At 37.1% G+C, this 24564-nt stretch carries 21 protein-coding genes; 7 read left to right on the forward strand and 14 right to left on the reverse strand.

What is annotated here, in order from left to right:
- The first annotated feature begins 719 nt into the window (after nt 1–719).
- Entirely contained in the window at nt 720–1757 is a 1038-nt protein-coding gene (gene rlmN / locus VB691_RS15595; RefSeq protein WP_323292430.1) for a 23S rRNA (adenine(2503)-C(2))-methyltransferase RlmN, read from the forward strand.
- Between the two features lie 310 nt (nt 1758–2067).
- Here the strand turns inward: rlmN and gmk are convergent, their stop codons facing one another.
- From gmk to polA, 11 genes are all read right to left on the reverse strand, one after another.
- Nucleotides 2068–2619, reverse strand: a complete 552-nt coding sequence (gene gmk, locus VB691_RS15600) for a guanylate kinase (RefSeq protein ID WP_323292431.1) — start codon at nt 2617–2619, stop codon at nt 2068–2070.
- Between the two features lie 31 nt (nt 2620–2650).
- Complete coding sequence (remA, locus tag VB691_RS15605; protein ID WP_323292432.1) at nt 2651–2920, reverse strand: extracellular matrix/biofilm regulator RemA; 270 nt, start codon at nt 2918–2920, stop codon at nt 2651–2653.
- A 242-nt stretch (nt 2921–3162) separates the two neighbouring features.
- Entirely contained in the window at nt 3163–4287 is a 1125-nt protein-coding gene (locus VB691_RS15610) for a glycosyltransferase (RefSeq protein ID WP_323292433.1), read from the reverse strand.
- Between the two features lie 20 nt (nt 4288–4307).
- Nucleotides 4308–5429: a glutamate 5-kinase gene (gene proB / locus VB691_RS15615; RefSeq protein WP_323292434.1), complete on the reverse strand. Its 1122-nt coding sequence runs from the start codon at nt 5427–5429 to the stop codon at nt 4308–4310.
- A 44-nt stretch (nt 5430–5473) separates the two neighbouring features.
- Nucleotides 5474–6517 carry a glucokinase gene (locus VB691_RS15620; protein ID WP_323292435.1) on the reverse strand — a complete coding sequence of 348 codons (1044 nt, stop codon included), beginning with the start codon at nt 6515–6517 and terminating at the stop codon, nt 5474–5476.
- A 149-nt stretch (nt 6518–6666) separates the two neighbouring features.
- Nucleotides 6667–7068, reverse strand: coding sequence for a DUF4332 domain-containing protein (locus tag VB691_RS15625; protein WP_323292436.1), 402 nt, complete (start codon nt 7066–7068; stop codon nt 6667–6669).
- Between the two features lie 221 nt (nt 7069–7289).
- The gene (locus tag VB691_RS15630; protein ID WP_323292437.1) at nt 7290–9032 is read right to left on the reverse strand and encodes an ABC transporter ATP-binding protein; all 1743 of its coding nucleotides are present in this window, start codon (nt 9030–9032) and stop codon (nt 7290–7292) included.
- 10 nt (nt 9033–9042) lie between these two features.
- Nucleotides 9043–10269, reverse strand: a complete 1227-nt coding sequence (locus tag VB691_RS15635) for a lipid-A-disaccharide synthase-related protein (RefSeq protein WP_323292438.1) — start codon at nt 10267–10269, stop codon at nt 9043–9045.
- Nucleotides 10270–10885: 616 nt separating this feature from the next.
- Entirely contained in the window at nt 10886–11713 is an 828-nt protein-coding gene (locus VB691_RS15640) for a carbonic anhydrase (protein ID WP_323292439.1), read from the reverse strand.
- Between the two features lie 201 nt (nt 11714–11914).
- On the reverse strand, nt 11915–13045 hold the full coding sequence (locus VB691_RS15645; protein ID WP_323292440.1) for a CO2 hydration protein: 1131 nt from the start codon (nt 13043–13045) through the stop codon (nt 11915–11917).
- Nucleotides 13046–13196: 151 nt separating this feature from the next.
- The gene (gene polA, locus VB691_RS15650; protein ID WP_323292441.1) at nt 13197–16118 is read right to left on the reverse strand and encodes a DNA polymerase I; all 2922 of its coding nucleotides are present in this window, start codon (nt 16116–16118) and stop codon (nt 13197–13199) included.
- A 277-nt stretch (nt 16119–16395) separates the two neighbouring features.
- On the opposite strand from polA, the gene VB691_RS15655 reads away from it, so the two are divergent.
- The 4 genes from VB691_RS15655 (at nt 16396) to VB691_RS15670 (ending at nt 20454) form a co-directional block, all read left to right on the forward strand.
- Nucleotides 16396–16914 carry a GTP-binding protein gene (locus VB691_RS15655; protein ID WP_323292442.1) on the forward strand — a complete coding sequence of 173 codons (519 nt, stop codon included), beginning with the start codon at nt 16396–16398 and terminating at the stop codon, nt 16912–16914.
- Nucleotides 16890–18323: a diguanylate cyclase domain-containing protein gene (locus tag VB691_RS15660; protein WP_323292443.1), complete on the forward strand. Its 1434-nt coding sequence runs from the start codon at nt 16890–16892 to the stop codon at nt 18321–18323. The genes VB691_RS15655 and VB691_RS15660 overlap by 25 nt, the downstream gene beginning before the upstream one ends.
- Before the next feature lie 98 nt (nt 18324–18421).
- Nucleotides 18422–19768 (forward strand): Mur ligase family protein, encoded by a 1347-nt coding sequence (locus VB691_RS15665; protein ID WP_323292444.1) that lies wholly within the window; start codon nt 18422–18424, stop codon nt 19766–19768.
- Nucleotides 19769–19956: 188 nt separating this feature from the next.
- Nucleotides 19957–20454 carry an HNH endonuclease gene (locus VB691_RS15670; RefSeq protein ID WP_323292445.1) on the forward strand — a complete coding sequence of 166 codons (498 nt, stop codon included), beginning with the start codon at nt 19957–19959 and terminating at the stop codon, nt 20452–20454.
- A gap of 5 nt (nt 20455–20459) precedes the next feature.
- On the opposite strand, the gene VB691_RS15675 is transcribed toward VB691_RS15670, so the two are convergent.
- The 3 genes from VB691_RS15675 to VB691_RS15685 all read right to left on the reverse strand — a co-directional run bounded on the left by VB691_RS15675 (nt 20460) and on the right by VB691_RS15685 (nt 22716).
- Nucleotides 20460–20669: a hypothetical protein gene (locus tag VB691_RS15675; RefSeq protein WP_323292446.1), complete on the reverse strand. Its 210-nt coding sequence runs from the start codon at nt 20667–20669 to the stop codon at nt 20460–20462.
- 744 nt (nt 20670–21413) lie between these two features.
- On the reverse strand, nt 21414–22094 hold the full coding sequence (ispD, locus tag VB691_RS15680) for a 2-C-methyl-D-erythritol 4-phosphate cytidylyltransferase (RefSeq protein ID WP_323292447.1): 681 nt from the start codon (nt 22092–22094) through the stop codon (nt 21414–21416).
- A 58-nt stretch (nt 22095–22152) separates the two neighbouring features.
- The gene (locus tag VB691_RS15685) at nt 22153–22716 is read right to left on the reverse strand and encodes a DUF1802 family protein (protein WP_323292448.1); all 564 of its coding nucleotides are present in this window, start codon (nt 22714–22716) and stop codon (nt 22153–22155) included.
- A 112-nt stretch (nt 22717–22828) separates the two neighbouring features.
- Here VB691_RS15685 and VB691_RS15690 point away from each other — a divergent pair, with 112 nt between their 5' ends.
- Both VB691_RS15690 and VB691_RS15695 read left to right on the forward strand, forming a co-directional pair.
- Nucleotides 22829–23563, forward strand: coding sequence for a nucleotidyltransferase family protein (locus VB691_RS15690; RefSeq protein WP_323292449.1), 735 nt, complete (start codon nt 22829–22831; stop codon nt 23561–23563).
- The gene (locus VB691_RS15695; RefSeq protein WP_323292450.1) at nt 23557–24537 is read left to right on the forward strand and encodes a GHMP kinase; all 981 of its coding nucleotides are present in this window, start codon (nt 23557–23559) and stop codon (nt 24535–24537) included. The genes VB691_RS15690 and VB691_RS15695 overlap by 7 nt, the downstream gene beginning before the upstream one ends.
- Nucleotides 24538–24564: the final 27 nt, after the last annotated feature.

Below are 24564 nucleotides of genomic sequence, written 5' to 3' on the forward strand. Positions count from 1 at the left end.
AATAATAACTTACTTTTTTTAGTAAAAAGAAAATAGAATAAGAAACAAGATCCTTACAAGGCTTGCTTTTAGAGACATTTAATGGTTAAATAAATATTGAAAGAAAAGTGATATTTCAAGTTAACTTACACTCATGCCATCAAATTCTCAACTAAACTTAATGACAAATGTCCTTCAATTAGAAGGAGTTATCGTTATCAATGGACAATGGACAATTAACCAATTGTCCATTGTCCATTGGTGACATCCTCCCACGCACGACCTAATCTTCGTGCGGGGAACCTCCCTAACTCACGATAGGGCATTCCTGGTTATTCCCGTTTACACGAGGTTTCGCCACTTATCTAGAACACATTGGTACAAGCGATGAGTACATCTCCCACTGTTGGTTCCCCGACAGAACGACTAATCAGGCGTTTTCGTTTCCCAGAGTCCCTGGGTAGTTTGTCTGATTTCTACAATTTTTTTTCGTATTTCCCAAGTTCGGTCGGCCCCGTCTTGCGACTGTCTTTCACTCTCATCTTGGATGGATACATTCCAACTTCGGCTCAATTGGTGGTTTTTACCTTACGGCCACTTCTACCTTATCACAAAAACCCTGCCCTGGCTTTCCCACCGCAGGTGCGCGTAGCGACCCCTCGATTTTCGTTCCGAATAGCGGGGATTTCTCGCTCCCGAACTCGTTAAAATAAAAATAATTACACTTATCATTAATCTCAATGCCACTCACTCAAGAAACCTTATTAGGAAAATCTGTAGACGAATTAACCACCTGGGTAAAACAACAGGGACAACCCGCATATCGAGGCAAACAACTCCATCAATGGTTGTACGAAAAAGGAGCGCGATCGCTGACAGAAATCTCTGTTTTCCCCAAAACTTGGCGGGAAGAATTAAGTGATTATCCCATCGGACGATCAAAAATTGTTCACCGAACCATTGCCCCTGATGGTACAAGGAAATACCTCTTAAGTTTAGCAGATGGTTTAATCATTGAAGCTGTTGGCATTCCCACATCAAAACGGTTGACGGTTTGTGTGTCTTCCCAAGTCGGTTGTCCGATGAATTGTGATTTTTGTGCTACAGGAAAAGGGGGTTATGAACGCAATTTAACCTGTGCTGAAATCGTTGATCAAGTATTAACTGTTCAAGAAGACTTTCAACAAAGAGTAAGTCATGTTGTTTTTATGGGAATGGGAGAACCTTTATTAAACATCAAAGAAGTGGTAAAAGCCGTTAAAATTATTAATCAAGATGTAGGAATTGGCCAGCGATCGCTTACTATTTCTACGGTAGGTATTCCTCAAAAAATCTTACAACTTGCTCATTATCAATTACAAATAACTTTTGCTGTGAGTCTTCATGCTTCTAACCAAGCTTTACGGGAACAATTAATTCCTGGTGCTAAACATTACACCCTCGGAAAATTGTTAGCAGACTGTCGAAAATATGTTGATATTACAGGGCGACGGGTAACATTTGAATATGTTTTATTAGGGGGTGTAAATGATTTACCAGAACACGCCATTGAATTAGCAAATCACCTCAAAGGGTTTCAAAGTCATGTGAATTTAATTCCCTATAACCCCATTGCAGAAGCTGACTATCAACGCCCAGATGAACACAGTATTCAAAAGTTTATGCAACTCTTACAAGAGCGTAGAATTGCCGCTAGTGTTCGTTATTCGAGGGGTTTAGAAGCGGATGCTGCTTGTGGACAATTACGCACATCTCGTCATGAAGTTGGAAGCGTATAAATTATGTGGGGTCGAACAGTCTTCGACCCTAAAGAACTCAGATCAAGTATTTTGAATTCTCATGATATGATTATATATCATATTTAATTAATCAAAGAAACTATGCAAATAAAAGAAATTAAAGAATCATTCAAGCAGAGTTTATTAGAAATACGACGCAAACGACTAGAAGGAAGACCCACAATTTCAGAATCGGAAGTTTATAAAAGGTATGGAATTGAAAAGTAAATGAGCTATTCTGTAAAGTTTGAGCTAGATTTGACTGATGAAGAAAAGCAAAAGTTACTCCCTCAAGAAATTCTCACTAATATTAGGAAAAAATAGCTAATTCAAGATGTTTTAAAGCAGTTTCTAAGTCATCATTAACAATAGTTTTATCAAATTCTTGACTTGCTTCTAACTCCTGTTTGGCCCTGTCAAGACGACGCATCATAGCCGCTTCTGAGTCTGTTCCTCGACCCCTCAGACGACGTTCTAATTCAGCAAAAGAAGGGGGAAGAATAAAAATTCTCAAAGCATCAGGAAATGTTTGTTTAATGGCTTTAGCACCGATAACTTCTATTTCTAAAAGCACGGTGTTTCCAAGGTTGATTTGTGCTTCAACCTTGGCGCGGGGTGTTCCGTAATAATTGCCCGCATATTCAGCCCATTCGAGTAATTCATTTTGCTGAATCATTTTGTCAAAATCGGCACGAGGGAGGAAATAATAATCTTTCCCCTCCACTTCTCCAGAACGAGGAGAACGAGTAGTTGCAGAGACAGACAAATATAAGTCAGGGTGACGCGCTAATAAAGCGCGAACCAGCGTCCCTTTACCCACACCACTCGGCCCAGTTAATACAATAAGCTTTCCTGATGCCATGAGATTAGATTATTAAGTGAATCAGTAAATTTTAGTTACTATTAGCAATGGCTTCCTTACTAACCACAAAACGATGGGCCACTGTTTCTGGTTGGATGGCTGATAAAACGACATGACTTGAATCTGTAATAATAACAGCACGGGTACGACGACCATAGGTGGCATCCACCAGTTGACCCCGTTCGCGGGCATCGCTGATAATCCGTTTAATTGGGGCTGATTCTGGGCTAACAATCGCAATGACCCGATTCGCAGACACAATATTACCAAACCCAATGTTGATGAGTTGTATGCTTTCCATAGTGATTAACGGCTATGCCGTATGAGAAGTAATTAACTAGGTACCATTCCTATGATATCGCTTAAAATCAAGACTTACAACGTTAAAACTTATATAACTTTCTATTTTTTAGTTTCTTTTCAGCTTTTTATCATACTTCTTCCACAATTGTCTAAACTTGTCCATACCCGCCCCTATGGTTCAGGAATTCTGTCGGGGCAAATCCCCTGGTGTGGAACTATCTTGGCTATTTTAACCCTTTCTTAGAGCAATTGGGCTAATTTCTGAGACAAAGCCCCCGGACTAAATTGGTCTAAAGCCTCTTGTCGTAACCATTCCCCCTGACACCTTTGATCATTTCCTTGCAGAATTTCCAGACATCCTTGGGCAACCGCATCAGGATTACGGTGAGGTACTCGCCAGCCTAACTTTCCATCCTGTAGAGGATCGGCTGAACCGTCAGCATCTCCTGACAAAACGGGAATCCCACAGGCCATGGCTTCGAGATAAACAATGCCAAATCCCTCTTGTGAGGGCATGATATAGGCATCCGCAAGCCGATAATGGTTAACTAGGTCTTCGGTAGGGACAAACCCCGCAAAAACCACGCGATCGCTGACACCTAGATCTTTGGTCAACTGTTCTAAGCGAGGGAGATCATCCCCTCGGCCAATTACCAGATACTTAATGTTAGGAAAAGATTGTAAAATTTTCGGTAATGCCCTGATAGTAACGTCAACTCCTTTATAAATATCCCCTGACCATAATCGCGCCACTGTCATTAGTGTTTTAGCATCTTTTAGGTCATATTTTTCTAATAAATCAATCGGTTTTTTCCCTGGTGTAAATTGATTTCCATCAACAATACAAGGCAAAATCTCAACCGTTTTGGGATCAATATTATTCCCTTGGCATAAACAATCTCGACTATAGCGACTAATTGTCCAAATTGCCGCAGCATTTTTGAGGGCTTTTTGTTGTTGTGGAGGTAAAGGTTTCCAGACTTCTTTGCCATAGGTTAAAACTGTATAGGGAATAGCCAAGGGTTGGCAAAAGAATTGAATTAGTGGGGCTAAATTTATATGACCACAAAAAACTTTTTTCGGACGTTTCTGAATTAAATGAGTCAGTAAAGTATAGGCGAGTTTTAACCTTCCTTTCCAGGGAGGCATAGTTTTGAGATAGTGAAAGTTAATTAATTCAGTGTCAAAAGGATTATGACAGTCTGGGGAATCTCTTAATAAGAATATATCAGTTTTTGGAGGATTGGGTAATTGCTCAATTAAAGACAAGTAAGCTTGTAGGACATCTTTAACATAAGCTTGTATTCCCCCTTCTTGGGAGAAGATTTCTAAGAAAACAAAAGTGTAATGATCAGGATTAGACATTTTCAACATTTAAAAAAAGTTTAAAAAATTTCATTGATAACTAAATTATCTCGATGAATAATAGTTTCTGCTCCACTATACCCTAATAATTGCGGGATTTTATCAGAATGATTTCCTTTGATTTTATCAATTTCTTCACTATTATAATTGACAATGCCTCTCGCAATTTCTTGACCTGTTTCATTACATAATTCTACAGAGTCTGAGGCTTCAAATTCTCCTTCTACTTTGAGAATTCCGGCAGCTAGTAAAGACTTACCTCCTTGACAAATAGCGCGAACTGCTCCTTTATCTAAGTATAGTTTTCCTGTGGGCAAAAGTCCATAGGCGATCCAACGTTTACGAGCATTATCATGTTTAAGTTGGGGTTCAAACTGAGTGCCAATATTTTCCCCTTGGATAATTTTAAGCAGATTTTCGGGGTATTTTCCATGAGTAATAACCGTCCTTACTCCTGCTCCTGTAGCAATGCGGGCCGCTGTTAATTTGGTTGACATTCCCCCCGTTCCCCATTGTGACCCTTTATCTCCTGCTTTTACCTGTAATTGAGCAAATTCGCTACTATTCACCAGGTTAATAGGTTTAGCATCAGCAACTACACGGGGATCAGCAGAATAAAGTCGATCTACATCAGTTAATAAGAATAACCAATCAGCTTTAATTAAACTAGCAACCAAAGCAGAAAGGGTATCATTATCCCCAAATTTTAACTCCTCAATTGCCACTGTATCATTTTCATTAACAATGGGAATTACCCCTAATTCTAAGAGAGCTTCAAAGGTGTTTTTAACATTAACATAACAGTTACGGTCTATTAATTCTCGTCTGGTTAATAAAACTTGGGCAATGGGTTGTCCTAGGGTACTAAAAAGGTCATCATAGACTCGAATTAAACGTCCTTGGCCCACAGCAGCAACCGCTTGTTTAACGGCGATTTTTTTGGGACGTTCTTTTAAATTTAAACGGCCACAACCAACCCCAACGGCCCCTGATGAAACTAAGACCAAATGATAGCCTAATTGTCGTAATTCGGTTAAGGTTTCTACTAGAGATGCAATGGTTGATAAGGCTAATTTTCCTGTCTCTGGTTGAGTCAAGCTAGAGGTGCCAATTTTAACGACAAGGGTGAGTTTATTATTCATATATTCGACAAAAAGTCAATAATAAAAAGGGTTTTAGATTATCATTACTCTGCTGCCCGTAAAGTAGCCCCAATTAGGCCAATATCAGGATTTAAGATAATATGAACAGGTATTTGATTCAAGAGGGAACTCATTCGGCCTTTAGATTGAAAAGCTTGCATAAAGTCTCCATTTTTCATCAATGGTAATATTTTAGCAGCAATTCCCCCTGCTACATATAGCCCCCCGTAGGGTAATAATTTTAAGGCCAAATTACCTGCTTCTGCTCCATAAGCTTCAATAAATATTTTCATTGCTTGTTGACATAAAAAATCATCTTTTTCTAGGGCCGCTTTGGCAACTTCAGCAGAAAGATCAAGACTTTTTTCCTTTTCCCAAGTTTGATATATCTGTTTTAATATATGTGATTCTTGTTCAGGGTTTTTATGGCGTAAAAATTGATAAATTGCCGTAATTCCCAAACCAGAAACAACCCGTTCTACTGATACCCTGGACAATTGATATTTGTCTTGAATATAGGTTAATAATTCAAATTCTAAGGGAGTACGAGGTGCAAAATCTGCATGGGAACCTTCTGAGGAAAATACACCATATTTTCCGGTGGGTAAAGGAATAAGAAAACCTTCCCCTAAACCTGTTCCTGCACCTAAAACAGCGATAGGATATTTGGGGTTTGGTGTAACATCTTGTAGGGTATATAAATCATCTTTGGTCAACCCTAAAATACCATAACCAATGGCAGCAAAATCATTGATTAAACTTACTTGATTTAAAGACAGTTCTTTTTGTAAGCGATCGCTACTTAATGACCAACTTAAATTGGTTAATTCTGAAGTATTATTTACCACTGGCCCCGCAATACCAAAACAAGCACTTTTAACAGCTATTTCTTGATTTAACTGTGACTTAGCTTCGGCATAAAATTGTTGAACAATAGGAACAATATCGCTAAATTTTTGACTCTGATAAACTTGTTGATATAAAGTAATTAGCTGCGGTAATTTATCCCCCTTACTTAATATTTCTACATTGACAAGGCGTAAAATTGTTTTAGTTCCGCCGATATCTCCTGCTAGGATCATGGTCATGATTGGTTTTACTCCTTATCTCATATTATCTAGTATGATCAAATTAGCATTTTTGGGTAAAATGATCCATATCTATTTTATAGGTATCATAAAATTCAACTAGAGCAACCTCAATATTATAATCAATTAATAATTGACAGTTTCATGATTCATAATTTCTTTGCTTGATTAATCCAGGTTTGAATAATATCAGGAGACGGACATAAATCTTTGCGTTGTAAAGTCGCAACTTGTAGTTTAAGAATTTGTCTATGTAAGGAAGAAACTGGGGTTTCTGCTAACTGCTTGGTTGAGATGATACCTGAATGTAAAATAAGTCCACAATAATTGCATCCAATACTGGGAACCCTTGCTAAATCCGCTAATGCTACCCATTTACTAATTAATTTTAGTGGAGATTTTAATTGATTAGCTAAGGCTTGTTTTTCCGTTGGGTTTTTGGCATGATTAAGTAAAGATTGAGTCGTGTTAATTCCTAATGCTTTTAATTGTTCCTGCGCTATCTTACTTAATCCTGGTAACTGTTCAATATTCCAATAAGAAGGTTTCATATAAGGTTAATTAGCTCGTAAAAACGGTAAACTTAGATTTTGCCCCTAGCTTGAAAACCCTGATTTTTTACCTAATAGTAACGAAGTCATGCTTATTTTTAGTCTCTAAAAATCGGGGTTTTGTGATTTTCAAATCATGGTGCAAGATCTCAGCAAATAAATATGAGAAATGCTATACACTAATTCTGACCAATGAACTATGATAACGGCAGAAGTAATGTTTAAAATTCCTCCGAACCTTTGGCGTATTGTTGCTTATAAAACTTAGCATAACGTCCTTCTTTTGCTAACAACTCATCATGGGTTCCCGACTCTACAACTTGCCCCTTTTCTAACACTAAAATACAATCAGCACGACGCACCGTACTTAAACGGTGAGCAATGACAAAAACCGTGCGATTCTCCATTACCCTTTCTAATGCTTCTTGTACCAATGCTTCTGATTCAGAATCAAGGGCTGATGTCGCTTCATCTAATATCATAATACGGGGATTTAATAATACTGCCCTAGCGATCGCAATTCGTTGTCTTTGTCCCCCTGAGAGGTTAACGCCTCGTTCCCCTACCCAAGTATGATAGCCTTGAGATAACTGGACAATAAATGAATGAGCATTGGCAATTTTTGCTGCTGTTTCTATTGCTTCATAATCTAATTCTTCCTGTCCATAAGCAATATTTTGGGCGATAGTTCCTGAAAATAAAGTTGTTTCTTGGGGAACTATACCAATTTGACGACGTAAACTTGTTAAAGTAACATCTTTAATATCAATACCATCAATTAAAATTTGTCCATCTTGGGGATCATAGAAACGAGGGAGTAAATTAACTAAGGTGGTTTTTCCTGCACCAGATGAACCTACTAAAGCAATAATTTGACCTGGTTGCGCTAATAAAGTGAGATTTCTTAGAACAGGTTTATCTGATTTGTAAGCAAAACTAACATCAAAATATTCTACTTTTCCCGTCACTTGTGGCAAGATTAAGGCATTTTCTTTCTCGACAACTGTAGGGGTTTCTGCCATTAATTCAAAGATGCGGTCAACTGATGCTTCTGCTTGTTTAAACTCATTATAATTGCTGGTCATCAAATCAATAGGATGAAGCAAGATAGCAACGGCAGCTAAATAACTGACAAATTCTTCTGATCTTAAATTACCTTGAGAAATTTGCCATCCCCCAATCAAAAAGAGGGACATAATACTGACTGCTTCTAAAAATCCTACCACCGGATATTGAGTCGCTTTTAATTTTTCTGCTTTATATCTTGCTTGACGATTTTGTTTGGCTTCTTGACTAAATCGTTTGACTTCATAATCTTGTCCCGCAAAAGCTTGAACTACACGAATACCACTAAAAACCTCGGTTAACAAGGCGGAAAGGTTAGAGATTTGATTTTGACTGCGACGGGATAAAATTAATAATTTTTCCCCAAACTGACCAACCAAAGTGGCCATTAAAGGGGCTAAAATTAGACTCGCTACTGTTAACTGCCAGTTCAAATAAAACATATAGGCAGGAATCACAATTAATTGCAGTGCATTAGAAACAAATTGATGGGATAACTTGTCAACAATTTCCCCAATTTTATCAATATCTTCCGTTAAACGATAGGTGAGATCTCCCGTTTTGGCTGTTTCAAAATAATCTAAACCTAATTGATGTAAATGGGCATAAACACTCTTGCGAACATTTAAAACCATTTCTAAAGAAGCATCAATCATAAAGATATTTTGACCATATTGAAAAACACCCCTTACTAAAAAAGCTAAAGTTCCTAAACCTAACCAATAGGCTACTTGTTCAATATTACCTTGACCAATATATAAAGAAACTTGTCCCGCTAAAAAAGGTAAGGATAAAGTGACTGAGACAAAGCCTAAAATACAGAGTAAACCTTTAACTAATAAAGGCCATTGTGTCCATAAATAAGGTAATAATTGCCACCAATTTGATCGTTGTTTCATCTTAATTATGTTAATTATTAATTATTAACTGATCTTCTGTTACTCCCAGATAGGTTAACAAAAAACGGGCAATTCTGACAGAAGCCCCCGGCGGGCCAAAACGATTTTTGCCTTGTTCGACACAATCGGCGAGATAATCCTTATCAGCGAGGGTTTTAGCCACACATTGAGCCGCTTCTCGCAAGGTTTCAGGAGTAGCGGGGCCCTTTCCGATAGTTTGAGCGCAACTGCCGATTAATCGCGTTTGTGCTTCGGCAAATTCGTAGGTGAATTGGGGGCCTTCCCCTGGTACTTGAATCACAGGTTTTCCCAGAGCAATGCCTTGATCAACGGCTAATCCTGCCATTCCTAACATTAAAGTACAGTTATGCAAAATATCATTAAAAGCATCACCATAACACAAAACTTGAATAGTCCCTTTGTCTGTCTGATAGGTAAGTTTTCCATCTTCAGCTTGCCATCCTTGACTGTTAGCAATTTCCCCTAATTCTTGCATTACTTTGGGAACTAAAGCGGCTCGAAATTGAACTTGTTCAGGGGACATGACTTTAACAATTTCTAAAATTAGATTTAGTTGTAATTTAAAATTACGAACCGCTTCTGGTAATCTTGATCCTGGCAATAAAGCAACCATGGGAAGATCAGAATTTAAGTCTAAATCTTTGCCTGTTGGTTGCAGTTTGTCTAGGGAAGGAATTCCCCCAAATTGTGCTTTTGTGATGCCTTGTTTGCCTAAATCTTTTGCTGTATATGGATCTCTGGTAAATACCGTTAAACAACGTTTTGAACGCAAAAAAGTTCCGATAAAAGGGCCAATATTTAACCTTCCTTCGTAGAGAGCAGACAGACAGGAAATAAAGGAAACATAGGGATAACCTGTCGAATAAGCAAACCCTTGGGAAACAGTGTCCCCTGTAGCCATAATTAAATCGCAAGTAGGGGCATATTGCCAAACTGCTTGTAATTGTTGCCAAGTTAACCCCACTAACCCTGCTTTTAAGTCCGTCAGCAGACGTAAACGATTAATATAGGAAAACCCCCCAGAAGGCATATTTTGGGTAGGGCCAATGATCGGGACATTTAAGCGACGGTAGGCGTTTCCTTCCCCCACAATGGGCATTGCGGCTACTTCTAAATTAGGATACATTTGTAGTAGGGTTTCAATGACGTATGACGAGTGATTATCCTCTCCATGACCATTGCTGATAAATAATATTCGTTTAGAGGGTGACGACATAGGGTAGTTTCCTTGGAAATTTTTCAATAGTTAATATTTAACCCTAAATCTCGAAGTTACAGGCTAAAAAATACAAAAAGTCAGTTAAGATTGTCTGTGGGTTTGTTTTTCTATTCTTGAGAATTAGGTAATCTATCCAGATTTCGTTCCATTTGTCAAGGCTCAGTTTTACAAATCTTAATATAAGTAATTATGTATTAGTTGGAATAGGGTGTTAAATGCTCTTGGAACCGGATCATTGCTTAGTGAAGAAAAAAGAAAAGTAAGGACAAAACAACGCAATGTAGAGGGTTTCAGGCGTTAAATCTTGATTTTTAGACGGATTTCCACCTAATAACATTAGTATATCACATTCTGAAAATAGCCGAAATCTCATTTTAGGGCAAATTTCGAGAAAAGTGGGCAAAATCAGTTCATTGTAAAGTTAGGTGAAGCATTTAAACTGATTGAGATAAATCATAGTTAACTTACTTTTTAATCAGTTTAACTCATATATGAGGCAAGCGATCGCCCAACTTATTCATAATAAAAATTAAGTTTGTTAAGGAAAATTCTGATTAATAGTTATTTTTTTGTCGGGGCATAGAAAATTATGCCCCTCAATTCCGTCAGAAGATCAATGAGATCCCCGATAAATGCGTTGAGCTTGTTCTGGGGGAAAATGTTCATATCCTGGCAGTGAAGACCCATTATTGCCGTTATTCGTCTCTTTTATTCCCTTACCATTCCGGGTAGGGGTGGAGACAGTGGAAACTTTAAACACTGATGAAGCAGGAACAGGACAAGTGGGATGAAAATTATACTCCGGTTCGGGATACAGCAGACGACTTTGGGGAGGGACAAAATCATGAGAAAGAGGGTCATATTCCAAGACTTCCCCGCTTTCAAGGCGATAAATCCAACCATGTAAGGTTAAATTGCCTTGATGTAAACGGGAACGAATGACGGGATAGGTTTGCAAATTTTCCAGTTGAGTCAGCACATTTTCAGCCACTGTCACTTCTAAAAGTTCTTCCCCTTCTAAATTACTGTAATTATCTTTAATAAGTTGTCTAGTCGCTTCTGCGTGCTTTAACCAATTATAAACTAGGGGCATTTTTTCCTCTAGACTACTCAATTTAAGTAACCCTTTCATGGCACCACAATGGGAATGACCACAAACAATCACTTGTTCAATGTTTAAAGCAGAAATTGCATATTCGATCGCGGCCCCTTCCCCACCATTCGCGGCCCCAAAGGGAGGAATAATATTACCCGCATTACGAATGACAAAGAGTTCTCCTACTTGCGCTTGTGTAATTAAATTGGGATCGATACGGGAGTCAGAACAGGTAATAAAAAGAATACGGGGATGTTGTCCGTGAGATAATTCTTCAAACAGTTCACGATGAGAACTAAAATAACCTGTTTGGAACTTTTGTAGTCCCTCAATTAGCTTTTTCATAAGGAAAGTGGATATGTTTACTTAATTTAGCTTTAGTCTTTAATCTGTTTTTGATTATCCTATAACTTGGCTCTTTTGTATAGTGTAATCTCAGTTTAAGTTCTGTAAAAAATAGTTAAGTTATCTCGGTAGGGATAATTCATGAATTATCCCGACACAACACAATTTATAGATAGATTGAGGAAATTATAATCTATTGGACTAACCATTAACAATAATTAATTGAGAGGTTAGAAAACGGTTCATCCACCCTTCTAAATAGGCACGATTTTCTTTTTTTTGTTGGAGATCATTGGTATTCAAAGGATAAGGGGCCAACCCTTTAATAGCAGCCGTTGTTACACAAAACATTGATTTTTGAAAGCTTTGACAAATTTGAACCAATAAGTCATCTTCTTGACGAAAACTTTGGCGATAAATATCATGAAGATAGTCAGGTAAATAATGACGCATATCCTGCATTAATAGGGTTGGGGGAATACCTGCACCACCAACAGGTAAGGGATCTGCATATAAGGCCCCGTAAGTAAAAATAGCTTGTTCCGAGGGTATTTGATAGGCTTGAGCATTATAAGAAATGGTACCAGGAAAGGGAGTTCCTCGGAAGAAGATGGCTTCTACATAGGGAACAGCAGTATCCATTAAAAAGGTTAATTCTGCTGATTTTGGTAAGATATCATAGACCTTATCTTGTATTTTTACTTGATAAGTAATGGGCTTATTAGCATCTTTAACTAACCCATCTAAAATATGTTGAACAACATCAGGAATTGACTTAATTTCTCCTTGATCATAGCGATCAGATAAGGATAAGAACATATCGGCCATAACTCGCCAAAATTGCCCCAAACCACTATAATAAGACATCATTCTCATGTGTTCAGGCAAAAATTCAGGAAAGGCTTTATGCAGTCCTAACATTAAAAAATTGTTCTTAAATTTAGCTTGAATTACCTTCTCAACATTTTGTTTAAATTCAAGGATATCTAAGTAAGCATCTAACTCTCCTCCGCCATGCCACATCATCGCTTTCATACAGTATTCTGCATATTCAAAATTAATGCGATCGTGGTTCCAATGATGCCATAATTTATTGAAAGAAAACTCCCCATTAAAATATTTAAAAAAGGGAAATAAGACTAAAAATTGATGCTCGGCAATATAAATAAGATTACGGGAATAAGCATCTAATATCACCCCATAACTCTTAAGAATACCTACTACTTCCAGTACATTTCGCGGAGAGTCTTTGAGTAAGGCATCTCCCCTTTCCAGACGATAGATATACTCAGCAAGGGGGTGACGGGAAGCTTCTATTTGTATACTAACCATAATTTACTTATCTCTTATTCAGTTCTTCAGTCTAATCTTTCCATTATTCCATTATTATTGCATTTTAGGAAACTATTTTGATAAAGGGAACAGGTTAATTTGATAATTTATGTGTGTACTCACTTATCAATGAATAATGAATAATTCTTACTTATTTAGCTTCCATCCAATTTTTACCATGATGAATTTCTACTAATAAAGGAACAGTTAAATTAACAGCATTTTCCATAGTATTTTTAATTTTAGGCTGTAATTCTTCCCATTCTTGAGGCGGTACTTCAAACACTAATTCATCATGAACTTGTAACAATAATCTAGCTTGATAATTAGCTAAAATTTTCTGAATTTTTACCATAGCAATTTTAATAATATCAGCACTTGATCCTTGAATGGGAGCATTAGCAGCGGCCCTTAATAATTGAGCATCAGTATAATTCAAATTTAACTGCTCTAAATTAATGGTTTTAGGAGCATGGCCACGAAACTGATATAAACTATTTGTACTAAATTTAAAATAACGCCTTCTGCCTAAAATTGTTGTCACATATCCATTAGCGATCGCTTCTTTTTTCATAGTTTCTAAATACTCAAATACCTGGGCATAGCGTTGACGATATTTATTAATAAATTCTTTGCCTTCTGCCGCACTTACCCCCGCTTCTCTGGCAAATCTTTGGGCCCCCATGCCATAAATTACACCAAAGTTAATAGTTTTACCTAAATTTCGTTCTGCTGATGTAATATTATCCTTTTCAAATAACAGTTTTGCTGTCACACTATGGACATCTTGACTATTTTTATAGGCATCTAATAAAACTGGTTCTTGACTTAAATGGGCTAAAATTCTTAATTCAATTTGAGAATAATCTGCGGAGACTAATAACCATCCTTCTTGGGGAAGAAATGCTTGTCTAATTTTACGAGAAAATTCGGTTCTGATCGGAATATTTTGTAAATTAGGATTAGAAGAAGATAGTCTTCCTGTTGCGGTTACAGACTGATTAAAATTCGTGTGTATTCGGTTAGTTTTTGCATCAACTAATTCAGGTAAAGCATCTACATAAGTTGATTTTAATTTAGATAAAGTTCGATAGTCTAAAATATAATCAATGATCGGATGATCGCCTTGTAATTTTTCTAATGTAGCATGATCAGTCGAGTATCCTGTTTTTGTTTTGCGAGATTTTTTGCGGTTTAATTCTAATTTTTCAAAAAGAATTTCTCCTAATTGTTTTGGCGATCCTAAATTAAAGTTTTCTCCCGCTTCGTGATATGCTTGCTGTTCAATAATGTTTAAATTTTCTTCTAATTGTTGAGATAATTTTCCTAAGTATTCTGTGTCAATTATAATCCCTTGATCTTCCATGGCCGCTAACACGGGTTCTAAGGGTTGTTCGACTTCTAATAATAAGGTTTCAAGCTCAGAAGTTTGGGCTAATTTAGCTTTTAAGGGTTCTACTAATAACCAAGTAGAATAAGCATCTATACCACAATAATCAGCCACAGTTTCAAGATCAAGGTCGGCAATAGTTTTATTTTTTGCAATACCTAATTCATTATAATTTTGAGAGGTAATATCAGACAAATATTGTTGACATAAATCACTCAATTTATGACTGCCTTCCGGATCAATAACATAACTCGCTAACATAGTATCAAAAACTACCCCATCTAACTTAATTCCCTGATGGTGTAAAATGAGACGATCAAACTTTGTATTCTGAAAAACCTTGGGATATTTATTACTTTCTAAAATCGTTCTTAATCTTTCTAAAACTTGTTCTTTTTTGAGTTGTTCTCCCTGTTTATGTCCCACAGGAATATAGGCAACATCAGTGGGTTTATTTCCCCAACAACAACCAATTCCTACTAAGTCTGCTTGTCTCGGATTTAAGTCCGTTGTTTCTGTATCCCAAGCCACCGGAAAAGCAGAATTAGTCTGTTTAAGCAGAATTTCAACTAACTCATCTAACTGGGGTTTACTTGTAATAATTTGAGGATTAATTGAAGAATTTCTCTGCTTTTTTTCAATAGCTATATATTTCTTTTCTTCAGAAGATAATGAGTCAAAAATTGATAGTTGTTTGGGTTGATTATCATCAAATATTTTTGACTCTTTTGGTAGTTCTATTTGTACTTGTCCCCCAAATTGTTGCTGTAATTGATTGATTTTTTTTAAGAACTTTTTTAATTCCAGTTTTTCAAGTACAGGTTGTAATAAATCAAGATTAAACCCTTTAAGTTTACAATTTTCTAAAGTCAGATCAAGGGGAACATTAACAATTATTTCAGCTAAATAACGGGAATGTTCAGCGTCTTTTACTCCTTCCTTTAACTTCTTCTGGTTAGCCCCTTTAATTTGCTCAAGATTTTGATAAATCTTCTCAAGATTACCATATTCAGTTAATAACTTAACTGCTGTTTTTTCCCCTATACCTCGCACCCCAGGAATATTATCTGATTTATCACCACACAAAGCTTTATAATCAATAACTTGAGTCGGTTTAACCCCTAATTTTTCTTCGACAGATGCTTCGTTAAACAGGGTATATCCTTCCCCTGTAGAACTTTTAATGGCATTTCTTTCTAAATAAAGAACATTAATATTATGCTGATCATCTACTAATTGAAAAAGATCCCGATCGCCACTAACAATGATCACCCGATAACCTGACTCACTAGCTTTTTTAGCCAGGGTTCCTAAAACATCATCCGCTTCATATCCAGGGGCAGTAACAATGATTAAATTTAACGCCTCTAATAAGTCTTGTAAATTTTTCACATCAGGAATAAAATCCTCTGGTGTTTCCTGTCGATCAGCCTTATAATTAATGTCAGCTTTATGACGAAATGTAGGTTCTTTGAGATCAAAAGCAATCGCCATATATTGAGGTTTCTGAGACTCAATCACTTGGATTAAAGAATTGAGAAACCCAAAGCAAACACTGGTGGGAATGCCTGTGGAAGTCCGCAAAGGCCCTGTTCTAGCTTTGGCAAAAGCATAATAGGCACGAAAGGCCAAAGAATGACCATCAACGAGAAGAAACAGGGGTAAGGTTGGCTGAGGTTGCATTATTAAAATGGGTGATAATCTATCAAAGACTAAGAAAGCAACTCGTATTTATGTACTATACCATAATTGTGTTATTGGGTAACATCTCTCCTTAATCTTCCATGTTTGGGCAATTTTTTAGAAATTTTTGCTTTGAGATGTTACTTTTTTTTGCAATATGGGTACTCTAATCATCAACTAGATCTGATCTGACTTAAAGTCATTGTCTTTATGACATTAAAGATCTTAGCAAACTTTTACCAATTTTAGACATTTTTATCCTAAACTAACAAAGTCAATGAAAACCATCAACAAAAAAATTTGTTTATTAGGTCATTTTCATGCAGGAAAAACCAGCCTAGTGATTCAATTCCTGGAAAAGAGATTTCAAAATTATTATGGGGCTGATCTTGGGGTAAAAATTTTTGAAACTTGCCACCAATTTCATGAAGATCAAACCCTGAATTTATCTATTTGGGATATTGCTGGTTCAGTAGATGAATATTTTCCTAACCCAGTTTATTTAGCAGGAACCCACGGAGTAATAATTGTGACAGATATCAGTCAAACTGATGCCTTAGATCATGTTAACAGCTATTTACATTGGCTTGATACTCTGACTGATATTCCCCTAAAAATTGCTATTGCTTTAAATAAATGTGATTTAATAGATACGGCTGATTTATCCCTTGATTATTTCCCAACTAATCCCTTAGTTATTAAAACTTACGAAACTTCAGCCAAGACAGGAAAAAATGTTAATATAATTTTTCAAGAGCTATTTAATCACTTATGGGATTCCCCGTCAATACCATGATAAAAAAGTTAATTCATCCTCAATATCGAGACCATCTTAAAGTTGGACAAAATTGGTTAATTAGGGACATTTCCCAAGGAGTTGATCGGTTTTCCAATTCTCCTAATGCCCTGAAATCTGGTCAAGATATTCGGGATGTCTTTCCAGAAATTAGAGGACTAGAAAGCATCTTATCCGATGTTTTTCATGGCAAAAGAATTAGTTATGAAATTAAGCATCTTTGTCGCCATTCTTCTCAACAATCTCTCCATTATTTTAATCTTTATTTTTTACTAGATCAAAATAGTGATCATCAATTATTAGTTTTAGTAGAAGAAGCCAGAGAATCCCTACATACTTTGCAAAAAATGACGCAAATCACCAAAGAAACCTTACTTTCTGTACAAGAAAAAGAAAAATTTCTTGGTATTATTACTCAACAGATTTGGCGCTCTTTGAAACTCGAAGATGTTTTAAAACTCAATATTACACAAATTCGTCAAAAATTAGACTGTTGTCGCGTCCTCATTTATCAAGTTCACAATTTCCAAAAAAATTGGTACGGAAGAATTATTACTGAAACCGTTGCCCCAGGATGTAAAGAATTATTAGACCAGGAATTTAATAACCCGACTCTCCATCAAAATTGGGGACAATTGTACCGCGATCAGGAGGTATTCCAAATTGAAGATATCAACCATTATGGCTTAGAAGAATCCTGGCGTAAAACCCTCCAAGATAATCAAATTGACTCTCAATTAGTCATCCCAATTTGGATTAGTGATGCCGAAGCAGAAACCTCATTTGAAATTCACCTGTGGGGACTCCTGATTATTCATCACCATACCCCCCGTTATTGGTATAAAAAAGAGATTCAAATGGTCAAAAACCTATCAGAATACCTCACTATCTCCATCCAACTCGAAAGACTAGCTATCATTGATTATCTGACACATTTACCCAATCGTCGCGCTTTTAATAGTCAATTACAACAAGAATGGGAAAGACTGGCCCGTGAGAAACAACCCCTCGCTTTAATCTTATGTGATGTTGATTATTTTTCCCGTTTTAACAAAACCTATGGACACCTCAGCGGCGATCATTGTTTAAGACAAATTGCCTCCATTTTAGCCAAAAGTATTAAACGTTCAGCAGATACTGCTGCCCGCTATGGAGGTGAAGAATTTGCTATTATTTTACCTAATACAGAAATTGAGGGGGCTTACCAAGTCGCCGAAAAAGTTCGCCAAGAAATCAACGCACTCAAAATCCCTCATCAAGAATCCCCTAAACAATATGTCACCATCAGTTTAGGGGTAGCCAGTTACATTCCTAACACAAGCTTAACTATCGAAACCTTAATTCAAGCGGCGGATAATGCCTTATTAGCTGCTAAACAAGCGGGACGAGACTGCACTATCAAACACTAATCTAACCTTTCCCTAACCATTTTTCTAATATTTTATTCCCAATTTTGCCCTAATCATTCATAATCCTTAAGAGAGTATTGTCTGAGAAATACCGAAAAATGAATTTATTTGATCGCATTCGTTTAGGGTTAGCTGTTGGCGTTGCTAAAACCGTAACAGCAGGGGTTCGTTTCCTGGGCTTAGGGGCAGCGAGTGTCTTACCTGGGGAAATTTCCCGCCGTTTTCATCCGAGACTCTTATCCCTGCTGTGTGAGCAAGTGAAACAGGGGGTTATTCTTGTGGTGGGAACCAATGGCAAAACCACCACCTCTTTATTATTACGAACAATTTTAGAAAATCAAGGCTATAAAGTCGCCCATAATGATACAGGAGCTAACTTAATTAATGGCCTAGTTACTACCTTATTAAATAAGACAAATTTAATTGGAAAACTCCAGGCAGATTATGCCATTTTAGAAGTGGATGAAAATATTGTTCCTCTGATTTTAAATGACTGTAAACCTCGGATTATTTTGGCATTAAATTTATTTCGAGATCAATTAGATCGTTATGGGGAAGTAGACACCATTAGTCAACGTTGGCAAAAAGCAATCGCCCCTTTAGCCTCTGATACAGTCATTATTCTTAATGCCGATGATCCAACCCTTTCTTATTTAGGACAACAATTAGCACAAAAAGTACGTTATTTTGGACTGAGTGAACCTGATTTATATTTAGAAGAAATTCCCCATGCTGTAGATTCAATCTACTGTCCAAGCTGTGGCTATCCTTTAAATTATAAAGGGGTTTATTTATCCCATTTAGGGGACTTTACTTGTCCTAGTTGTGGCTTTAGTAAGAGTCAAACTGCCTTTCATAGCAAGGATTGGCCGCAGATTTTAATTGGAGTTTATAATAAGTATAATACCTTGGCCGCGGGCTTAGTCGCTCAGGAATTAGGCATTAATACCCCCGAAATTTTTGCAACCGTTAATAACTTTAAAGCCGCCTTTGGACGGGCAGAAGAATTAACTATTGAAGGCAAGCACGTGCGGATTTTACTATCAAAAAATCCCGTAGGTATGAATGAAACAATTAGGGCAGTTAATGAGATCAAAAAGACTGGAAAATCCTCCACAACTTTGTTAGTATTAAATGATAGAACCCCTGACGGTACTGATGTTTCTTGGATCTGGGATGTAGATACAGAAACCTTGGTAAGTTTAGGAGGAAATTTAGTGGTTAGCGGCGATCGCATTTATGATTTGGCCTTGCGGTTACAATATAGTCAAGAGACTCAACCCGAAGAAGCGGATCAGGTTAAACTGATTATTAAAGAAAATCTACAAGAAGCGGTGCAAACTGCCTTAAATTTAAGTTCTGAAAATGAAACCTTACACATTATTCCTACCTATTCCGCCATGTTGGAAGTCAGAGGAATTTTGACCGGTAGACAAATTCTATAACCTAATGATAATTTTCTCTTTAACTCTTGTGGAAAAAGCCCCATAATCTGTGGAAAAAGTGCATCTCTTGTGGAGAAAACTCTCTTAACAGAGAAAGGCATTGAAAGATTTTGTAACCTTAACAGCAGACAAAAGTAGTTAACTGTGTTACTATCTGGGGTAGGTTCATCAAAATTCCTCGATCACCTATGGGCAAGGTTCTGGTGTTGAATGCCTCCTATGAACCGCTCAATATCACCAGTTGGCGAAGGGCGGTTGTCTTGTTAATCAAGGGCAAAGCTGAACGGCTTGAAAATAATGAACAGTTTATCTATACTGATTTTCCCCTACCTTCAGTCATTCGACTGCGCCAATATGTTCGCGTCCCTTACAAAGAAATTCCTTTAACTCGACGTAATATTCTGGAACGAGATCGCCACACTTGTCAATATTGTTATTACCGAGGAGAACAATTAACCCTAGACCATGTAATTCCCCGTTCACGAGGTGGGGGTGATACCTGGGAAAACCTCGTCACTGCCTGTGTGCGTTGTAACGTGAAAAAAGGCAACCGCACCCCCAAAGAAGCCCAGATGAATCTGTATCATACGCCTCGCCGTCCTTATAGTAGCCTACATTTTGAACTGGTCAAGCATACCAGAGGAAATCTTAATCACGAATGGCGTAAATACGTTATTGGCATTTAAGGAAGTTAGGTGGCTTCTCCCTGGACTTCTGCTACCTGAAAGCCCATCTCACATTCGTAGAGGGAAACTTGCTCACTTTCCATTTTAGCCAAGGAGTGGCCACAGCCTAGTTGTCCTTGATACCAGCGGGGTTGTCCCTGACGGTTGGAGAGTAAACAGCCTGGACACACTTGCTGGACTGATAAAATATTTTCACGGGTTAAGATAACTAACATATTAAAACTCCCATTGACCCTCAATGGCATCAAATCCATTGTAAGGGGTATCATCCAGCATTGTCGTCTAATCTCTGAAATTGCTACATAGCTTAACCTAATATGTAATTTGCAAAGCTCAGAAAACTTTTTTTCAGTTAATTGCCAATTTTTTTGTAATAGAACACAATCTTATGCTATGATGAGTAATCGTGGGTTAAAAAGCTAATTAAACCCATAACCTAACGGGGGCGTGGCGGAATGGTAGACGCTGCGGACTTAAATAAATTGAGCCTTGATAGAGAAATCTAGCAAGTGTAAGCTCTCAAACTCAGGGAAACCTAAGTCTAGTATATAGATAAGGCAATCCTGAGCCAAGCCGAAACCGTAAGGTTTCGGAAGGTGCAGAGACTCGACGGGAGCTACCCTAACAGATAAAGCTGAGGGTAAAGAGAGAGTCCAATTCTCAAAGCTGAGATCAAGCAGTAGCGAAAGCTGCAAGAGAATGAAAATCCGTTGACCTTAAAAGTCGTGAGAGTTCAAGTCTCTCCGCCCCCATAATACCCTCAAGCTGCTTCAAGAAGCCTAGGCAATAATAGACACTATTGCCGTTAAATTCCTGGTTAACTCTAGGAAATCGGCATCTTCTACTAAACCGCCAGCAGCTAAAATGCGAATAATAGCAATTTTTTGTTACTTAATGTGGTTTGGAAATAAGGCGATCACTGTTAACTAAAGATTTGAACGGATGAGCTAAAAATACGATTAAGATCGCTGTTTCAGGATAAATTCAGCAATAGCTAAATCGACAGGGGTTGTTACTTTTAAATTAGTTTCTTCTCCTTCGACAATTTTAACGGGTAGCTGACATTTTTCAAACAAAGCAGCATCATCTGTCACTTCCCACCCTAATTGATAGCCTTTTTCATGACAATCTTTTAATAAGTTTACATCAAATCCTTGGGGGGTTTGAGCCGCCCATAAATTAGCCCGATTGGGAGTATCTTGAATTAAATAATTACTATCAACAACTTTAATGGTGTCTTTAACCGGAATGGCGGCAATTAATCCCTGACAATTAGATAATTCTAAAGCACAATTATCTAATAAATCAGCCGTGACTAAACATCTAGCTCCATCATGAATTAAAACCTGTTTAGCCTCCTTCGGTAAGGCTTTTAAACCATTAAAAACTGAAGCTTGACGAGTTTCTCCTCCTTGAATTAATTCCACAGGTTTACTTACAGAAATTGTGGATAAAATGCTCTTAAATTCAGGAAAATCATAGGCCTGTCCAATAATACCAATCCAGTGAATTTGTTGGGATGCTTCAGCCGCTAACAATGTCCAAGTTAAAAGGGGTTTTCCTAAAAGAGTGAGGAGAAGTTTATTGCGATCGCTTCCCATGCGTTTTCCTAATCCAGCAGCAGGAATTAATAAATACATTTTCTTGATTTTTCGATGATTTACTGTTTAATTATAACAAAAAAAGTCCCTAAATAAACTAGAGGATTGTCTCAATTTCTGCTACTTTTTGATCATAGTCAGTATCATTGAATATCTCTTGACTTTCTTCTAATAAAATTGAGTGATTGAGTTGAAGCCAAGAACTACATCCTCCATATTCATTAGCATAGGCAATTAAAACAGGTTTCGGTAATAAATAAACCCGTAATAATAAGAGAAAAAGGGGTTGCCCAGGTTTCCAATTAAATCGTTCTTTAACAAATTGTTCTGTCCAAATATGGTAAGGTAATAAAAGGTTTACTTTAGAGGCTTCTTGAATCTGAAAAATATGAGTAATATTAGCCCAACTATTAATAGTAATTGTATCAGGATGCCAACCAGAAGGCACAGGGGTTACTGAAGTCTGATAAACTGACTTTAATAAATGAGGTTTTTGGTGTTCATAGGTAGGGTATAATAAAATTGGATTATGCTTGACTTTAAAATGACCACCAACTTCTCGAATGCCACCTTTACGCAATAGCAAAATTGTTTGTCCTTTTTCTAGGGCATTAACAGCAACATCCCATTCTTTTAAAGCATGAATTAGAGGAGTTAACATCAGTCAAAAATCAATTAAAACAAGTAAATTATAGGAGTTCCAATTACCGTAACATTTTTTTGATAATTGTCAAGTATCTAAACAAAAATTAACCTTTGACTAACAAATATCTATGAATGAAATTGCAGCAGTCATATTAGCAGGAGGTTATGGAACGAGGGTTAAACACCTACTTCCTAATGTACCAAAACCCATGGCTCCGGTGGCAGGTAAACCCTTTTTAGAATGGATTATTAGGTATCTAAAACAGCAAGGAATTACCAAAGGAATTGTATCAACAGGTTATTTAGGGGAAGTAATTGAGGAACATTTTAAACAGCAAGAAGTCAAAGGAATGGACATTTATTGTTGTCGAGAACAACAAGCTTTAGGGACAGCAGGAGGATTTTTAAATGCTGTTAATCAGAGCGAGCTATCTCCTCAAGCTTGGTTAGTCATGAATGGAGACTCTTTAATTGTAGCCCAATTTAACCAACTGGCCCATTATTTAAAAGATGATACCATCGATGGGGTAATCTTAGGAGTATCAGTGGATGATGCCTCTCGCTATGGTTCTTTAATTATAGATGAATCAGGGCAACTTGTCAGTTTTGCTGAAAAAAAAGCAGGAGAAGGTATCATTAATGGTGGTGTGTATTTATTTCGGCATCAACTGTTAAAAAGATTTCCTTCAGGGTTTCCCTTGAGTTTTGAATATGATGTTTTTCCCACATTACTTGAGCAGAAGATTAATTTTAAAGTTCATCCTATTCAAGCCCCATTTTTAGATATTGGAACCCCGGAAACCTTACCCAAAGCTGAAGCATTTATCCAAGAAAACTTTAATCATTTAAGAGAGTTATGTTAATTTCACGCGCACCCGTTAGAATCAGCTTTTTTGGTGGAGGAACAGACTATCCTGAGTATTTTTTAGAACAGGGTGGAGCCGTTTTAGCTACAGCCATTGATAAGTTTTCTTATGTGACAGCGAGTCCCTTTCCCAGTCATTTATTTGACTATTCAATGCGCTTGTCTTATCGCAAAGTTGAGCTAGTTAAAACCGTCGAAGAAATTGAACACAAAGTTTATCGTGAATGTTTAAAATTTTGTGGCTTAGAAAAAGATATTGAATTGCATAATGTGGCTGATTTACCTGCTTTTACGGGCTTGGGTTCTTCCTCCGCATTTACTGTTTCTTTACTCCATGCTTTACATAGTTTTAAAGGGGAATTTGTGAAGCCTTTAGACTTAGCTTATGAAGCCATTTATGTTGAGCGTCATTTAGTTAATGATCGGGTTGGTTGTCAAGATCAATTAATGTCAGCCATGGGAGGATTTAATTTAGTTGAATTTAGAACAGAACAGGATATTATTGTTAATCGTGTGCCTGTTTCTCCTCAACGGTTAGCTGAATTTGAATCTCATATTTTTATTGTATTTACTGGTATTAAACGTCGTGCATCTCAAGTAGTAGAACAACAATTAAAACGAGTGGCTAATAATACTGAAACCCTCAAAAAAATGCGTAAAATGGTTGATCAAGGTTGGGATATTCTTATCAGTAATCAACCCCTTTCTGCGTTTGGGGAATTATTAGATGAAGCTTGGATAGCTAAACGTAGTTTAGATACTGTTATTTCTAACCCAGAAATTGATCATCTTTATCAATTAGGAAAAGAATCAGGGGCCTGGGGTGGTAAACTATTAGGGGCAGGAGCAGGAGGATTTATGTTATTTTTTGCCCCACCAGAAATCCATCCTCAGCTACAAAAAGCCTTTGCAAATCATCAGGTACTGTCAGTTAAAATTAATGCCCCAGGTTCTCAAATTATCTTTTCCTAGCGATTTATTGAGGTTTATTGAGGTTTG

It is taken from the genome of Crocosphaera sp. XPORK-15E (assembly GCF_034931425.1).
In the GTDB taxonomy this organism is placed as follows: domain Bacteria; phylum Cyanobacteriota; class Cyanobacteriia; order Cyanobacteriales; family Microcystaceae; genus UHCC-0190.